Source organism: Ensifer sp. SL37 (genome assembly GCF_026672675.1).
GTDB classification, from domain to species: domain Bacteria; phylum Pseudomonadota; class Alphaproteobacteria; order Rhizobiales; family Rhizobiaceae; genus Ensifer; species Ensifer adhaerens.
The window spans coordinates 362,249-376,113 of sequence record NZ_JAPPRN010000001.1 but is presented as its reverse complement, the minus strand read 5'-3'; the positions used below and the strand labels follow the sequence as shown (position 1 = coordinate 376,113).

The window sequence follows — 13,865 nt, the reverse complement described above, 5'->3', positions numbered from 1 at the left end:
TCAAGTTTGCCTCGGCGCGAGCAATGTTCAGGTGCCCGTCATAGCTCTGCGCAAAGGCGGCTGCGCAAAGGAATTTGCTGTTCGAGGGCGCAAACCCCCTAGTTGTGCGGGGAGCCTCTTTCCGCCGTTGTGATAGTTTTCTCTTTGGTGTGATTTTTTAAAGGGAGGGCGAAGAATGCCCGGCACATTCTCTACCGCCGACATGGACGTGATCAAACAGCAGCACGAGGATTGGTGTCGCGCGAACGACACCGACCCGAACAGTCCCGCGGGAATAGAGAAAGCCATGCAGATGCTGGTGAATTATGGCGGCAGCGCCAGCCAGCAACCGTCCGCGCAGCCGCAGAAGGTGCGCGCCAAAGCGCGCGCCTGATCTCCGCATCCACCCACGTCATTTAGCGGTCCGCGCCTGTCCTCGATCGCCTTGAACGAAGGCGCCTGGTCATAGTCGGGTGCGTGGGGCGGGCCTCCTCACGCGCCTGTCGGCGGCGCCGTCGCGATCAGGCGTTGCCCCATCTGCTTGGGGTGCGCACGTCAAAGATGCACTCTCCGAGGGTCAGAGGTTCTCCTTGAGGAGGACCTCTATTCTGATCTTGTCCTGTGCGGCGTGCGGTTCGCGAAAATCCGTTCGCGCGCGCATGATGCGGATGGCACTGCGCACCGCGTGTCCCGGGTCCTGGGCGATGACGGCGTCAACGCTGGCGTCGCGCAGGCCACGTTCGCTGAAGGGGGTGCGTTCGTGGACGACCACCGTGATCTTTTGCAGATCGGTGAAAGATGCGGCGCCCTCGAGCGGGATCCGGGCCTCGGAACTCAACACGTAGATCGCCGCAACCTCTTGATTGTTTTCAAGGACTCGCTGGAGGATCTGGGTGGCCCTGCGCTCGTCGCCGTGGGTTTCGACCGAGGGCAGACATTGCAGGTGAGGGAACTGTGAGTTGACGATATCGTCGAAGCCGAAGCGTCGCTGGATGCTGTCGAGCGACTGCATCGTCTCGGCCACGATCAGGACCTTTCCCGCCCTCTTGCCGACAAACCGGCCGATGATCTTGGCCGCCGTCGCGCCGGCGGCGTAGTTGTCGACGCCGACGAAATCGGCGGTCGGGAGCTTTTCCTGGCCGGACAGAAACTGCACGAACTTGACGCCGCGTTCGATCAGACGGCCGATCGCGTCGCGCACTTGCGGCGATTCCGGCGCCATCATCGCGATCCCGTCGAATTCGTTCTCGTCTATATCTGCGAGGTATTTGGCAACCTTGTGCGGGTCGTCGATCGGGATCTGGACGACGTCAAGGTCGATGAGATCCCCCTTCATCGACACCCGCGCCTCTTCCACCCGGTGGATGAGTTCCGCCAGATAGAGATCGCCGCTCGTCGGCAGCACGAACCGGAACCGGTAGCTCTTGTTGCGGGCAAGGCTGACGGCTGCCGGGTTTCGAATAAATCCAATGCGCTCAATGGCTTCGTTAACACTGCGAACGGCCTTCGGGCTGACATTCGGCCTGTCGTTCAGCACGCGGTCGACGGTTGCGAGGCTCAAGCCCGCTGCCTCAGCAAGATCTTTGGCTGTTGGCCGCATGCGGAACTCCCAGTGTGTATCGTTCCCAATCTACTCCACCAAAATCGCCGCGAAATCAAGAATTGATGTGCGCACCTCAAAAATCGCTTGCGTTGAGGTGCGCACCTCAGTTATGAATCCTTCAGCGAAGAACGCAGGCCCTGAATGCGGCCGCGCCCACCGCTAGTGCCAAGAGGATTTAGGTACGCCAACCGCCCGGTCAGGGCGCTTTCCTTCTGATGGAGGTCAGAAGGTACAAGGGGGAGGAACCCAATGATGAAACGGATTCTGTTGAGCTCGACAGTCATGGTCGGAGCGTATTTTGCCATTGCGGGTGCGTCCGGTACGCACGCTTCCGCAGCCGAACTGACCCTTTGCTGGGCCGCCTGGGATCCGGCCAATGCGCTCGTCGAGCTCAGCAAGGATTTCGAAGCAAAGAGCGGCAACACGATGAAGTTCGAATTCGTGCCGTGGCCGAACTTCGCCGACCGGATGCTGAACGAGCTGAATTCCGGCGGCAAGCTCTGCGATCTGATGATCGGCGACAGCCAGTGGATTGGCGGCGCCGCCGAGAATGGCCAGTACATCAAGCTCAATGATTTCTTCGACAAGGAAGGGATCAAGATGGACGACTTCATTCCCGCAACCGTCATCGGTTACGCGGAATGGCCGAAGAATTCGCCGAACTACTGGGCTCTGCCGGCGTTCGGTGACGTGGTCGGTTGGACCTATCGCAAGGACTGGTTCTCGCGTCCCGAACTCCAGGCGGAGTTCAAGCAGAAATACGGCCGGGATCTCGCCGTGCCGAAGACCTTCGCCGAACTCAAGGACATCGCCGAATTCTTCCAGAAGCGCCAGGTCGACGGCAAGACCGTCTATGGCGCTGCCATCTATACGGAGCGCGGCTCAGAAGGCATTACCATGGGCGTGATGGACGTGCTCTACAGCTACGGCTTCGAGTACGGAAATCCGAAGAAAGCCTATGAGCTCGACGGCTTCGTCAACTCGGCGGACGCGGTCAAGGGCCTGGAATTCTACAAGGCGCTCTACGATTGCTGCACACCGCCCGGCCATTCCGACGCCTACATGTCGGAGGATATCGACGCCTACAAGTCCGGCCAGGTCGCCCTGCAGATGAACTTTGCCTTCACCTGGCCCGGCATCCATGCCGACGCCAATGTCGGCGGCGACAAGTCCGGCTACTTCCCCAATCCTGCTGGTCCGACCGGTGTACAGTTCGCCCAGCTCGGCGGCCAGGGCATCTCGGTCGTCGCAGCGTCCGACAAGCAGAAGGAAGCACTGGATTACATCAAGTGGTTCGCGCAGCCTGAAATCCAGAAAAAGTGGTGGTCACTCGGCGGCTATTCCGCGCTGCGCTCCGTGGTCGAGGATCCGAGCTTCGCCACGAGCCAGCCCTATGCGCAGACGTTCCTCGATTCGATGGCAATCGTGAAGGACTTCTGGGCCGAGCCGTCCTACGCCTCGCTGCTGCAGGCCTCGCAGAAGCGCTTCCACGATTACGTCGTTGCCAACCAGGGCACGGCGAAGGATGCGCTCGACGGTCTCTCTGAGGACTGGAAGGACATCTTCGAAGACGAAGGCAAGTATTGACGCAAACACCCGCCGCCTCCCGGCGGAAGCGTCCATGCGGGGCCGGCCGGCCGATCTCTCGCGCCGGCCCCGCATGCCAATTCGTCAATGCCTTAGGGGAATACCATGCTCCATTCTTCGATCGATCGCGCTGCGCACGCGACGCCGCCCGTGCTTGCACGGCGCATCAGAGGCTTGTCGGACCGCGCGATCGCCTGGATCTTCGTCGCACCGTCCATTGTGCTGTTGCTTGCGATCAACATCTTTCCGCTGATCTGGACCGTCCGGCTGAGCTTCACCAATTTTCGCGTAAACCGCCCGAACGAACCTGTTCAGTTCGTCGGTCTGCGCAACTACCTGAACATCCTGACCGACAAGGACATCTGGCTGACGATGCAGGCGACGGCCCATTTCCTGATCTGGACGATCGTCCTGCAGGTGCTGATCGGCTTTGCTCTCGCCTATCTCATCAACAAGAAGTTCCGCGGCAACGACCTGTGGACGACCATCATCGTACTCCCGATGATGCTGAGCCCGGCCGTCGTCGGAAACTTCTGGACCTTTCTCTACCAGCCGCAGATCGGCCTGTTCAATTACGCGATCGGGTTCCTGACCGGAGCAGACCCGTCCAGTTTCTCGATGATCGGCGACACGTCGCTGGCGCCCTGGGCGATCATCATCGTCGACACCTGGATGTGGACGCCGTTCGTCATGCTCATCTGCCTTGCCGGGCTGCGCTCCATTCCGAGCAGCATTTATGAGGCGGCGGAATGCGACCGGGCCAGCAGCTGGCGCCAGTTCTGGACCATCACCATCCCGATGGTGCTGCCGTTCCTGATGCTGGCCATCCTTTTCCGCGGCATCGAGAACTTCAAGATGTTCGACCTGGTCGTGCAGCTGACGGGCGGTGGCCCGGGCTCGATCACGGAGCTGACGTCGATCAACCTGAAGCGTGAAGCCTTCGAGAAATGGCGCACCGGATACGCGTCCGCCTATGCCGTCATCCTCTTCGTGACCGTCTTCGGCCTTGCGTCGATCTATGTCAAAGCACTCAACAAGGTGAAGCAGAGATGAGCAGCTTTTCTGTAACGGAGCCATCCGCACGGCAGAAGTGGTTCGCAGGCGCCCTGGTCGTGCTTTATGCGGTGATCACCATTCTCCCGTTGCTCTGGATCATCGGAACTGGTTTCAAATCGCCCTCTGACGCGATCGCCTATCCGCCGAAGACCTTCTTCGAGCCGACGCTCGAAGGCTATGTGAACCTCTTCACGACGCGCACCCGCGTTTCGGAAGAACAACTGAAGGAAATGGGCGAACCGAAGACCTGGTACGAGCGTCTCGTTCGCAAGGATGGGCTGATCATCGCCGGCCCGTCGCGGTTCCCGGAGCGCTTCTACAATTCCGTCATCATCGGGTTCGGCTCGACGGTCCTGTGCATCGTGCTCGGAACGGCCGCGGCCTATGCCTTCTCGCGCTTCAAGGTGCCGCTCAAGGACGACCTGCTGTTCTTCATCCTTTCCACGCGCATGATGCCGCCGATCGCGGTCGCCATTCCGATCTTCCTGATGTTCCGCTCGCTCGGGCTGAACGACACCCATGCCGGCATGATCCTGCTGTATACGGCAGTCAACCTGTCGCTCTCGGTCTGGCTGCTCAAGGGCTTCATCGACGAGATCCCGATCGAGTATGAAGAGGCAGCTCTGATCGACGGCTACACTCGCTTCCAGGCTTTCTACAAGGTCGTGCTGCCCCAGGCGGCGACCGGCATCGCGTCGACGGCTATCTTCTGCCTGATCTTCGCCTGGAACGAATACGCCTTCGCCGTGTTGCTCACGTCGGGCACCGCGCAGACCGCACCGCCCTTCATCCCGACGATCATCGGCGTCGGTGGGCAGGACTGGCCGGCGGTGGCGGCCGGTGCGACCCTCTTCCTCGTCCCCGTGATGGTGTTCACGATCCTGCTTCGCAAACACCTGCTGCGCGGCATCACCTTCGGAGCGGTAAGAAAATGACAGCTTTCCTCAACCAGTTGCTCCGCCTTCGCCGTGGCGCATGGGAAATGGTGGCATCGGTGCTCATCGCGCTGGGCGTGGTCATGCTCATGCAGCCAGTGTCGCTCGCGCTCTACTCCTTCTCCTTCCTCGTGACGCTGCTTGGAACAGTCATGTTCATCATCGTCAGCCATTTTCCGGAGTGACCCATGGCACAGATCAGAATTGAAAATGTGCGCAAGGAGTTCGGAGCGTTCACGGCTGTCCAGTCTTCGAGCTTCACGGTGGAAGACGGCGAGTTCTTCATGCTGCTCGGCCCATCGGGATGCGGCAAGACGACGACGCTTCGGATGATGGCGGGACTGGAGCTGCCGACGAGCGGCCAGATCTATATCGGCGGCGAAGAGGTCGGCATGAAGCGGGCGAGGGAGCGCGATATCGCCTTCGTCTTCCAGATGTTCGCCCTCTATCCCCACATGAACGTACGCAAGAACATCTCCTATCCGCTCGTCAGCCAGGGGATGAAAAAGGCGGATGTCGCGGCGCGTGTCGCCGAGGTGGCAAAGATCCTCAGAATTGAAGGCATTCTCGACAAGCCGGTCGGCGGGCTCTCGGGCGGTGACCGCCAGCGTGTTGCGCTCGGCCGGGCGATTGTCCGCAACCCGAAGGCCTTCTTCATGGACGAGCCGCTGGGCGCGCTCGACGCGGAGTTCCGCGAACATATGGCGGGGGAACTGCGGGCGCTGCACGATCGCATGGGCGCCACCACCGTCTATGTGACCCACGACCAGCTGGAAGCGATGCAGATGGGTGACAAGATCGTCGTCATGAACCACGGCGTCATCGAGCAATTCGGCCGGCCGCAGCAGATCTACGACTGGCCGGCGACGAAGTTCGTCGCCAAGTTCATCGGCTCCCCGTCCATGAACTTTCTGGAGTTCGAGGGCATGATCGGTATCGGCGGCGACAGCATCGATCTCGGTGGGAAAAAGGTGGCGGTGCCGGCGTCGCGTGAGGGCAGGGCCGGCACGCTGTCGCTCGGTGTGCGTCCCGAGCATGTCCGTTTCGTCGACGACTCCAGCTACAGAGGCCGCGTGATCGCCGTCGAGTATCTCGGCACGACACAGATCGTCACGATCGAAACGCCCAATGGCGAGATCAAGGCGCGCACGCCCTCCAGTCAGGCAGCCCGTACCGACGAGCTTCTCGGTCTCGATTTCAACGCGCGGACCTTGACGCTCTTCAATGCGGAGACGGGTCGTGCTCTTGTCTCCGAAGCCAACGAGGGAGTGCTGCGCCGTGGCTGAAGTCATCCTAAGAAACGTGACGAAGACATTCGGCACCCACACAGCGCTGGACGATGTCTCGATGACGATCCCGGACGGGTCGTTCGTGGTTCTCCTGGGCCCGACAGGCGCCGGAAAGACGACGACGTTGCGCATGGTCTCGGGGCTCGACACGCCTAATAGCGGCGAGATCTTTATCGGCGGGATGTCCGTGCAAGGACTGACGCCGGCGCAGCGCAACGTGGCGATGGTATTCCAGCAATATTCGCTCTACCCGCATCTGTCCGTCCGGCAGAACCTGGAATTTCCGCTGAAATCCCCGCTCTTGAAAACGCCGCAGAAGACGATCGACGAAAAGGTGAACGCCATCGCCGAGGTCTTGCAGATTTCGCACAAGCTCGACAACAAGGCGACCGCCTTGTCCGGTGGCGAAATGCAGCGCGTTTCGATCGGGCGTGCGCTTGTCAGAAACCCGCAGATATACCTGATGGACGAGCCCTTGAGTTCGCTCGACGCGAAGCTTCGAGCCGATCTGCGCGTCGAACTGAAGAACATTCAGGCAAAGTCCGGGGCGACGCTTCTTTACGTCACCCACGACCAGATCGAAGCGATGACCATGGCAACGCATATCGGTGTGCTCGAAGAGGGCAGGCTTGTTCAGTTCGGATCACCAAGAGAGGTCTACGAAGCGCCGGTTAGCGTTTACGCCGCGACCCGCCTCGGCCAGCCGCGCATCAACGTCCTGCCTGCCAAGCTTTTTGCGGGCGCGCCGGACAAGGCGCAGTCGATCGGCCTTCGCCCCGAAAATATCGTCCAGGGCGCCGGAGAAGATGCACTTCTGACCCGTGTCGAACATCTGGGCGACCAGACGCGCCTGCATCTCACGTTCAAGCAGCACAACCTCGTGACGGTCACGGACCCCCATACCGGGTTCCGCGGCGGCGAGACTATCAAGATCCAGCCAGACAAGCCGCTCTTCTTCGACGCGGCCGGAATGCGCATCGCTTAGGAGGCGAACATGAATCAGTTTATCAACCGCAAGGAAAATGCGGTTACGGAAGCGATCGACGGGGTTCTTGCCGCATCCGGCGGCGCGCTCAGCCGCCTCGACGGATATCCGCACATTCGCGTCGTCCTGCGCTCTGACTGGGACAAGGGCAAGGTCGCGCTCGTCTCCGGTGGCGGCTCGGGACACGAGCCCGCGCATATCGGCTTCGTCGGCAAGGGCATGCTGACGGCCGCCGTCTGCGGCGACGTCTTCGCATCGCCGAGCGTGGACGCGATCCTCGCCGGTATCCTGGCGGTGACGGGACCTGCCGGCTGCCTGCTGATCGTCAAGAACTACACCGGTGACCGGCTGAACTTCGGCCTCGCGGCCGAACGCGCCCGCGCCTACGGCCTCAATGTGAGCATGGTCATCGTCGATGACGACATCGCGCTGCCGTACCTTCCGCAGGCACGCGGTGTCGCCGGTACCCTGTTCGTCCACAAGATCGCCGGAGCGCTCGCAGAAAGCGGGGCGGACCTCGATACGATCGCCAATGCGGCGCGCAAGGTCATATCGGGCACGAGCACCATCGGCATGTCGCTCGATACCTGCACCGTTCCGGGCTCGCCGAAGGAACATCGCATCCCCGAAGGCCATGCGGAACTCGGCCTCGGCATCCATGGCGAAGCTGGCGTCGAACAGATTGTGCATTCCGATGCGAGAAGCGCTGTTGCCGCCATGGTCGAGCGCCTGCAGGCGGCGATGGAGGACAAGCCGCACGTGGTGCTCGTCAACAATCTCGGCGGAACGTCTATCCTGGAAATGTCTATTCTCATGCACGAACTCGCCCAGTCGGCGATCGCCGATCGGATCGTGCATCTGGTCGGACCTGCGCCGATGATGACGTCGCTGGACATGCGCGGCTTTTCCGTCTCCGTCTACCCAGCCGACAAGGCCGAGCTGGAGCTGTTGTCCCGGCCCGTGGCGCTTCCGGCCTGGCCAGGCGTGACCGCCGTCAGGCCGGTGAATGTACGCGCCCTGCCTGATGGCCTGACGCCGATTTCGCCTCTGCCTTCGCGGCACGATGCGACGCGGCAGTTCCTGCTTGCCTGCTGCAACCTGCTGATCGATGCGGAAAAGGACCTGAATGCACTCGATGCCAAGTCCGGAGACGGAGACACCGGCTCGACACTCGCCGGCGCCGCACGGGCACTCATTCAGGCCCTCGATCGCCTGCCGCTATCCGACCACACGCAGCTCTTCCGCGCCATCGGGCAGGAGTTGAGCCAGACGATGGGCGGCTCTTCGGGCGTGCTTCTGGCGATCTTCTTTGCCGCCGCCGGGGATGGCGCCTCGAGCGGGCTTTCGATCCGCGAAGCGCTGAAAGCCGGGTTGGCGCGCATGCAGGAAATCGGCGGGGCGCAGATCGGCGACCGCACCATGGTCGACGCGCTTTCTCCGGCACTGGACGCGCTCGACGCGAGCATCGGCGCGGCCTCCAAGGCGGCGCGCGACGGCGCCAATCTGACCGCGACGCTGGTGCGGGCAAGGGCAGGGCGTGCCGCTTACATCAATGCCAAGCAACTCGAAGGGCACATCGATCCCGGCGCCGAAGCGGTCGCTCGCCTGTTCGAGCACCTGGCACGGCATCCGGATATGCTCGGGCGCCAGCCGGAGGGGGCCGCAGCCGTCGCCGGCTGACGGTGACCGAAACATTGCCCTGACAACAAAACGCCCCGGAAAGCCGGGGCGTTTTGTGACGGGAGGTGTCGGAGGGAGCGTGCGCTCAGAGCGCGCGGCTCTCGTATCCGGCCGCCTTCAGGGCGTCTGCGATCGGCCCTGCCGCTGCGGCGGTCTCGACGCTGACTTCCCGATTGCCGAGATCGACCTTGATCGTTGCCTGCGGGTCAACGCTCAGGATCGCCTTCTGGACGACGCCGGCGCAGTGGCCACAGGTCATGTTGTCGATCTTGTAGTTCTGCATGCTTGTCTCCTTGGTTCGGTTGTGAGACAAACATGGCGTCTCCCACCGTTGGAAGGTCAATAGGCCTTCAAGATATTTGTTTGCGGCATTTCCAGTCGCGCGAATGGTGGAAAATACCCCCGCAAGTGTAGGCCAGCAGCCCCTCAAATTCTCCGAAAAATTTGAAAGTCTTTCATCATCGATCCCGGGAATGGACGGCTAGCGGTCTGCGTCCGGAAGTCGCACAATCCAAAGGCTGTGCAAGAGGCATTCGCGTCGTCCGAAAGAGGGCGGACGATCGCCAGCCGGCACGAAGCCTAAAGCGAAGCGATCGTTCCGGGAACATCCGGGCGTTCGAAATGCACTGGTCGGGAACTGGAGGAGACGGTTTCCCGCTCACTGTCGTTCGGCTGCGTCGTGGTGACGCCGCCAAGGGAGGAAAGATGTTTGAACGACTATTCAAGCTGAAAGAGCATCAGACGACGGCGCGCACCGAGGTGATCGCCGGTATCACGACATTCCTGACGATGTCCTACATCATCTTCGTCAACCCCGACATCCTGTCGAGCACGGGCATGGATAGGGATGCCGTCTTCGTCGCAACCTGTATTGCCGCGGCACTCGGCTCTGCGGTCATGGCGCTCGTCGCCAACTGGCCAATCGGCATGGCGCCGGGCATGGGCCTCAACGCCTTCTTCGCCTTCACCGTCGTTGCGGCGCTTGGCTTCACCTGGCAGCAGGCGCTGGGTGCTGTCTTCATCTCGGGCGTGATCTTCCTGATCCTGACCGTGACGGGCGTGCGAAGCTGGCTGATCGCCGGCATTCCGCATTCGCTTCGAAGCGCGATCGCCACCGGTATCGGCCTCTTCCTTGGCATCATCGCCCTGAAGAACGCCGGCATCGTCGTCGACAATCCGGCAACGCTTGTCGGTCTCGGCGACCTCAAGCAGACTGGCCCGCTGCTCGCGATCCTCGGCTTCTTCGTGATTGCCGTTCTGGACTCGCTAAAAGTTCGCGGCTCGATCCTGATCGGCATCCTGGTCGTCACCGTCCTGTCGATGATCCTCGGCGTCAGCGAGTTCAAGGGCATCGTCTCGGCACCGCCGAGCATCGCGCCGACCTTCCTGCAGCTCGACATCATGGGCGCCCTGCACGGCGGCCTGCTGCATGTCATCCTCGTCTTCGTGCTCGTCGAAGTCTTCGACGCCACTGGCACGCTGATCGGCGTCGCCAAGCGCGCCAAACTGGTGGAAGAAGGCAAGCCGAACCGTCTGGGCCGCGCGCTTCTCGCCGACAGCACCGCGATCGTCGCCGGCTCGCTGATCGGTACCAGCAGCACGACCGCCTATGTCGAAAGCGCCTCGGGCGTCCAGGCCGGCGGCCGCACGGGTCTGACCGCGCTCACCGTCTGCGTGCTCTTCCTGGCCGCGCTGTTCTTCTCGCCGCTGGCAGCTGCCGTTCCGTCCTATGCGACGGCCCCGGCTCTGCTCTACGTTGCCGGCCTGATGATGCGCGAACTGACGGAAGTCGAGTGGGACGACCTGACGGAAGCGGCTCCGGCAGCGCTTACAGCACTCGCCATGCCCTTCACCTACTCGATCGCCAACGGCCTCGCCTTCGGCTTCGTCAGCTATGTCGTCTTGAAGGTCTTCACCGGTAAGTGGAGCGTCATCCACCCGGCAACCCAGCTCGTGGCAGCGCTCTTCATCGTGCGCTTCGCGTTCTTCGCCGAATAACGAAAATCGGCCGGGGCATGCCGCCTCGGCCGATCAGAATTTCCCCGTAAGTGCTGGCCGGAGCAACGAAATGTTGCTTCGGCCTTTTTGCCTCGATCTGGCTTAAAGAGCGCAAATCCGAACGGAAAGCCGCTTCACACTTTTCCTGGATTTGCTCAGTATTGCCCGGCGGGCAGATGCACCACAAGGCCGTCGAGTTCAGCCGACACCGTGATTTGACAACTCAGGCGGCTGCGCTCGTTCGGATTGACGACGCACTCGATCATGTCCTGTTCCTGGAACTCGGGCGCCGGCAGGCGGTCGCTCCATTCGCCGTCGATGTAACAGTGACAGGTGCCGCAGGCGCAGGAGCCGCCGCATTCGGCAGCAATGGCGTCGATGCCGTTCTGCACGGCGGCTGACATCAGCGATTGGCCGATCTCCGCCTGAATTTCTTTCGTCGTGCCGTCCGCGTCGATGAAGACGATCTTGGGCATGGGTATTCTCCGATTGCGTTTGTTGGTGTCGAGGATATGGGATCAGGCCGGCCGGATGGCGATCTTCAGCCGCTTGGGTCCACGGACAGAAAGACCGCGCTTGTATTCCGGCTCCCGGTCGACGAGTTCGATGGTTGGGAAACGGCGAAGCAGGGTGCTGAAGATGATATCCATGTCGAGGCGCGCGAGGTGGTTGCCGAGACAGAAATGCACGCCGCCGCCAAAGGCGAGATGACGGTTGGGCGTCCGGCCGATGTCGAACGTGTCGGCATTCTCGAACTGCTTGGGGTCGCGGTTGGCGGCGCCATAGAGCAGGCCGAACTTGGTGCCGCGCTCGAAGCGACGGCCGAAGATCTCGATGTCCTCGACGCAATGGCGGTGGAAGAACGGAAGCGGCGACTCGTAGCGGAACATCTCCTGCACGCCGGTCTGGATCAGGCCGGGTTCGCTCCGCAGCCGCGCCATCTGCTCGGGGAAGCGCAAGAGTGCGTGCATGCCGCTGCCAAGCACATCGATCGTGGAACCGTGGCCGGCCATCAGGATCAGCATGCAGGTGGAGATGAATTCGTCGAAGTTCATGGCGCCGGAGCGCTCCGCCTCGATCAGCACCGAGATGAGGTCATCCTTCGGCGCCCGCTCACGTTCGGCCTTCAACGCTGTCAGGTATTCGTAGAACTCGGTCGTATTGCGCTCGGCGAGCTCCTTGCGCGCGTCGGATCGGTCGACGTCGAAGAACTGCACGATGTTTTCCGACCAGATCCGCAGCTGCGGACAGTCCTCGTCCGGCACGCCGAGCAGGCGGCCGATGATATGGCCGGGAACATGGGCGGCCAGATCATCGACAAAGTCGATCTCGCCGCGATCGGCGAGGCTATCGATCAGCCGGTCGACATAGGCCTGGATCTGGTCGCGGAGCTTCGCAATCATAGCCGGTGTGAATAGTTTGAAGACCTGCTTGCGCAAGCGGTCGTGCACGGCACCATCGCTGTCGAGCAGGCTGAACTGCACGAAACGCTCGTGGTGTGGCATGTCGTGCCAATTGGCGGCGCGCTGCAGTTTTGAGAGCTCTTCCTTGGTCGCGAGGTCTTCGAGCGAGCGCACCATGCGCTTGTCCATGACGATCGCCGAGACGTCCTCGAAGCGCGAGGCAAGCCAGATGTCGAAATCCGCAAAGTAGTGCAGCCCCTCTTTTTCGCGCAGCGCGCGATAGGTCGGATAGGGATCGCGAGCAAAATCCGGGGACAGCGGCGCGAAGGTGAAATTCGCGGCATCGCCATTCGGCGCGGCTTCGGTCATGGGCAATTCTCCGTGCATAAAGCTGCATGATAACGTCACTGCCGTAGCTCTGTGAATGGCGCCCTGTCGCAAGATGATGGACAAAACTCGCGTCGGATGCCAGAAAATGGCATGCTGACCGAAAGCGAAGAGATCCATTTCCACACCCCGGCAAAATTCGCAGGTGCGTTTCCCTATCTGGCGCTGGTGGCCGGAAGCCGGACGGCGCGCCCTGACGAGGCGCCGATCCGCAAACGGTTCCACCAGCACGTCTTCGTCTACACAACAGGCGGACGCGGGTTGATCGAGGTGCACGGTCAACGTTTCCCGACCGAAACCGGCAGTGTTGCCTGGCTCGATACCTCTCAGGCCTATGCGCATAGCTGCGCTGCCGACAGCGAAAGCTGGCGTTATCTCTGGATGGGGATCGAGGGACACGGGCTTGATGCGCTCTACCAGTTTCTCGGCGTGCAGCAGTCGCCATTGTTCGTGCCGAGAGACCCGCGGAGGGCACAGGCGGCGTTCGAAAGTGTGAGCGGATTTCTTGCCGAACGCTCGCCGGCGACGGACGCCCTGTCGAGCGCCACGATCGCGGGGCTGATGGCGGACATGATCGCGCCACGGCTGATCGGAGCCGAACCGGCCGAGGACAGGTCCGGTGAAGACCGTTTGCTTCAGGTGCTGTCGGTGATGCGCGGCGATCTCGCCAGGCCCTGGACGATCGACGATCTTGCGGCGCTTGCGCGGCTGAGCCCGTCGCAACTCTTTCGTCGCTTTCGCGACATGGTGGGAACGACGCCGATGGACTGGCTGCGCCACGAGCGGATCAACCAGGCGAAACGCCTGCTGGTTGGACCCGATGCCAAGGTCTCGGCGGTGGCCGCCGTCTGCGGCTATCCGGATCCCTATCATTTCTCGCGCGATTTCCGCCGCGTGACCGGATACACGCCGACAAAATTCCGGCGGGATGGCGGCTATTGAGGTCGCAGTCTTCGTCCGATT

Annotated in this window: 14 protein-coding genes; 10 read left to right on the top strand and 4 right to left on the bottom strand. The window is 61.8% G+C overall.

What is annotated here, in order from left to right; genetic code table 11:
• The first annotated feature begins 175 nt into the window (after positions 1–175).
• Complete coding sequence (locus OVA00_RS01775; RefSeq protein ID WP_034799295.1) at positions 176–373, top strand: hypothetical protein; 198 nt, start codon at positions 176–178, stop codon at positions 371–373.
• 183 nt (positions 374–556) lie between these two features.
• Here OVA00_RS01775 and OVA00_RS01770 read toward each other — a convergent pair whose 3' ends face one another.
• Positions 557–1,579, bottom strand: a complete 1,023-nt coding sequence (locus OVA00_RS01770; protein WP_060644319.1) for a LacI family DNA-binding transcriptional regulator — start codon at positions 1,577–1,579, stop codon at positions 557–559.
• A gap of 255 nt (positions 1,580–1,834) precedes the next feature.
• On the opposite strand from OVA00_RS01770, the gene OVA00_RS01765 reads away from it, so the two are divergent.
• From OVA00_RS01765 to OVA00_RS01735, 7 genes are all read left to right on the top strand, one after another.
• The gene (locus OVA00_RS01765) at positions 1,835–3,169 is read left to right on the top strand and encodes an ABC transporter substrate-binding protein (RefSeq protein ID WP_442780460.1); all 1,335 of its coding nucleotides are present in this window, start codon (positions 1,835–1,837) and stop codon (positions 3,167–3,169) included.
• A 105-nt stretch (positions 3,170–3,274) separates the two neighbouring features.
• A complete protein-coding gene (locus OVA00_RS01760; protein WP_043613808.1) occupies positions 3,275–4,222 on the top strand; it encodes a carbohydrate ABC transporter permease in 948 nt (315 codons plus the stop codon).
• Positions 4,219–5,160 (top strand): carbohydrate ABC transporter permease, encoded by a 942-nt coding sequence (locus OVA00_RS01755; RefSeq protein ID WP_043613810.1) that lies wholly within the window; start codon positions 4,219–4,221, stop codon positions 5,158–5,160. The genes OVA00_RS01760 and OVA00_RS01755 overlap by 4 nt, the downstream gene beginning before the upstream one ends.
• On the top strand, positions 5,157–5,345 hold the full coding sequence (locus OVA00_RS01750) for a hypothetical protein (protein ID WP_268087752.1): 189 nt from the start codon (positions 5,157–5,159) through the stop codon (positions 5,343–5,345). Before OVA00_RS01755 ends, OVA00_RS01750 begins: the two co-directional genes overlap by 4 nt.
• Positions 5,346–5,348: 3 nt before the next feature.
• On the top strand, positions 5,349–6,446 hold the full coding sequence (locus tag OVA00_RS01745; RefSeq protein WP_060601486.1) for an ABC transporter ATP-binding protein: 1,098 nt from the start codon (positions 5,349–5,351) through the stop codon (positions 6,444–6,446).
• A complete protein-coding gene (locus OVA00_RS01740; protein WP_268087750.1) occupies positions 6,439–7,434 on the top strand; it encodes an ABC transporter ATP-binding protein in 996 nt (331 codons plus the stop codon). The genes OVA00_RS01745 and OVA00_RS01740 overlap by 8 nt, the downstream gene beginning before the upstream one ends.
• A gap of 9 nt (positions 7,435–7,443) precedes the next feature.
• A complete protein-coding gene (locus tag OVA00_RS01735; RefSeq protein ID WP_268087748.1) occupies positions 7,444–9,114 on the top strand; it encodes a dihydroxyacetone kinase subunit DhaK in 1,671 nt (556 codons plus the stop codon).
• Positions 9,115–9,199: 85 nt separating this feature from the next.
• Here the strand turns inward: OVA00_RS01735 and OVA00_RS01730 are convergent, their stop codons facing one another.
• On the bottom strand, positions 9,200–9,397 hold the full coding sequence (locus tag OVA00_RS01730; protein ID WP_034799336.1) for a heavy-metal-associated domain-containing protein: 198 nt from the start codon (positions 9,395–9,397) through the stop codon (positions 9,200–9,202).
• Positions 9,398–9,819: 422 nt separating this feature from the next.
• Between OVA00_RS01730 and OVA00_RS01725 the strand changes: the two genes are divergently transcribed.
• The gene (locus OVA00_RS01725; RefSeq protein ID WP_034799339.1) at positions 9,820–11,112 is read left to right on the top strand and encodes an NCS2 family permease; all 1,293 of its coding nucleotides are present in this window, start codon (positions 9,820–9,822) and stop codon (positions 11,110–11,112) included.
• A gap of 155 nt (positions 11,113–11,267) precedes the next feature.
• Here the strand turns inward: OVA00_RS01725 and OVA00_RS01720 are convergent, their stop codons facing one another.
• Positions 11,268–11,588, bottom strand: a complete 321-nt coding sequence (locus tag OVA00_RS01720; protein ID WP_043613820.1) for a 2Fe-2S iron-sulfur cluster-binding protein — start codon at positions 11,586–11,588, stop codon at positions 11,268–11,270.
• 42 nt (positions 11,589–11,630) lie between these two features.
• The gene (locus OVA00_RS01715; protein ID WP_090295961.1) at positions 11,631–12,884 is read right to left on the bottom strand and encodes a cytochrome P450; all 1,254 of its coding nucleotides are present in this window, start codon (positions 12,882–12,884) and stop codon (positions 11,631–11,633) included.
• A 111-nt stretch (positions 12,885–12,995) separates the two neighbouring features.
• Here OVA00_RS01715 and OVA00_RS01710 point away from each other — a divergent pair, with 111 nt between their 5' ends.
• The gene (locus tag OVA00_RS01710) at positions 12,996–13,844 is read left to right on the top strand and encodes a helix-turn-helix transcriptional regulator (protein WP_268087746.1); all 849 of its coding nucleotides are present in this window, start codon (positions 12,996–12,998) and stop codon (positions 13,842–13,844) included.
• Positions 13,845–13,865: the final 21 nt, after the last annotated feature.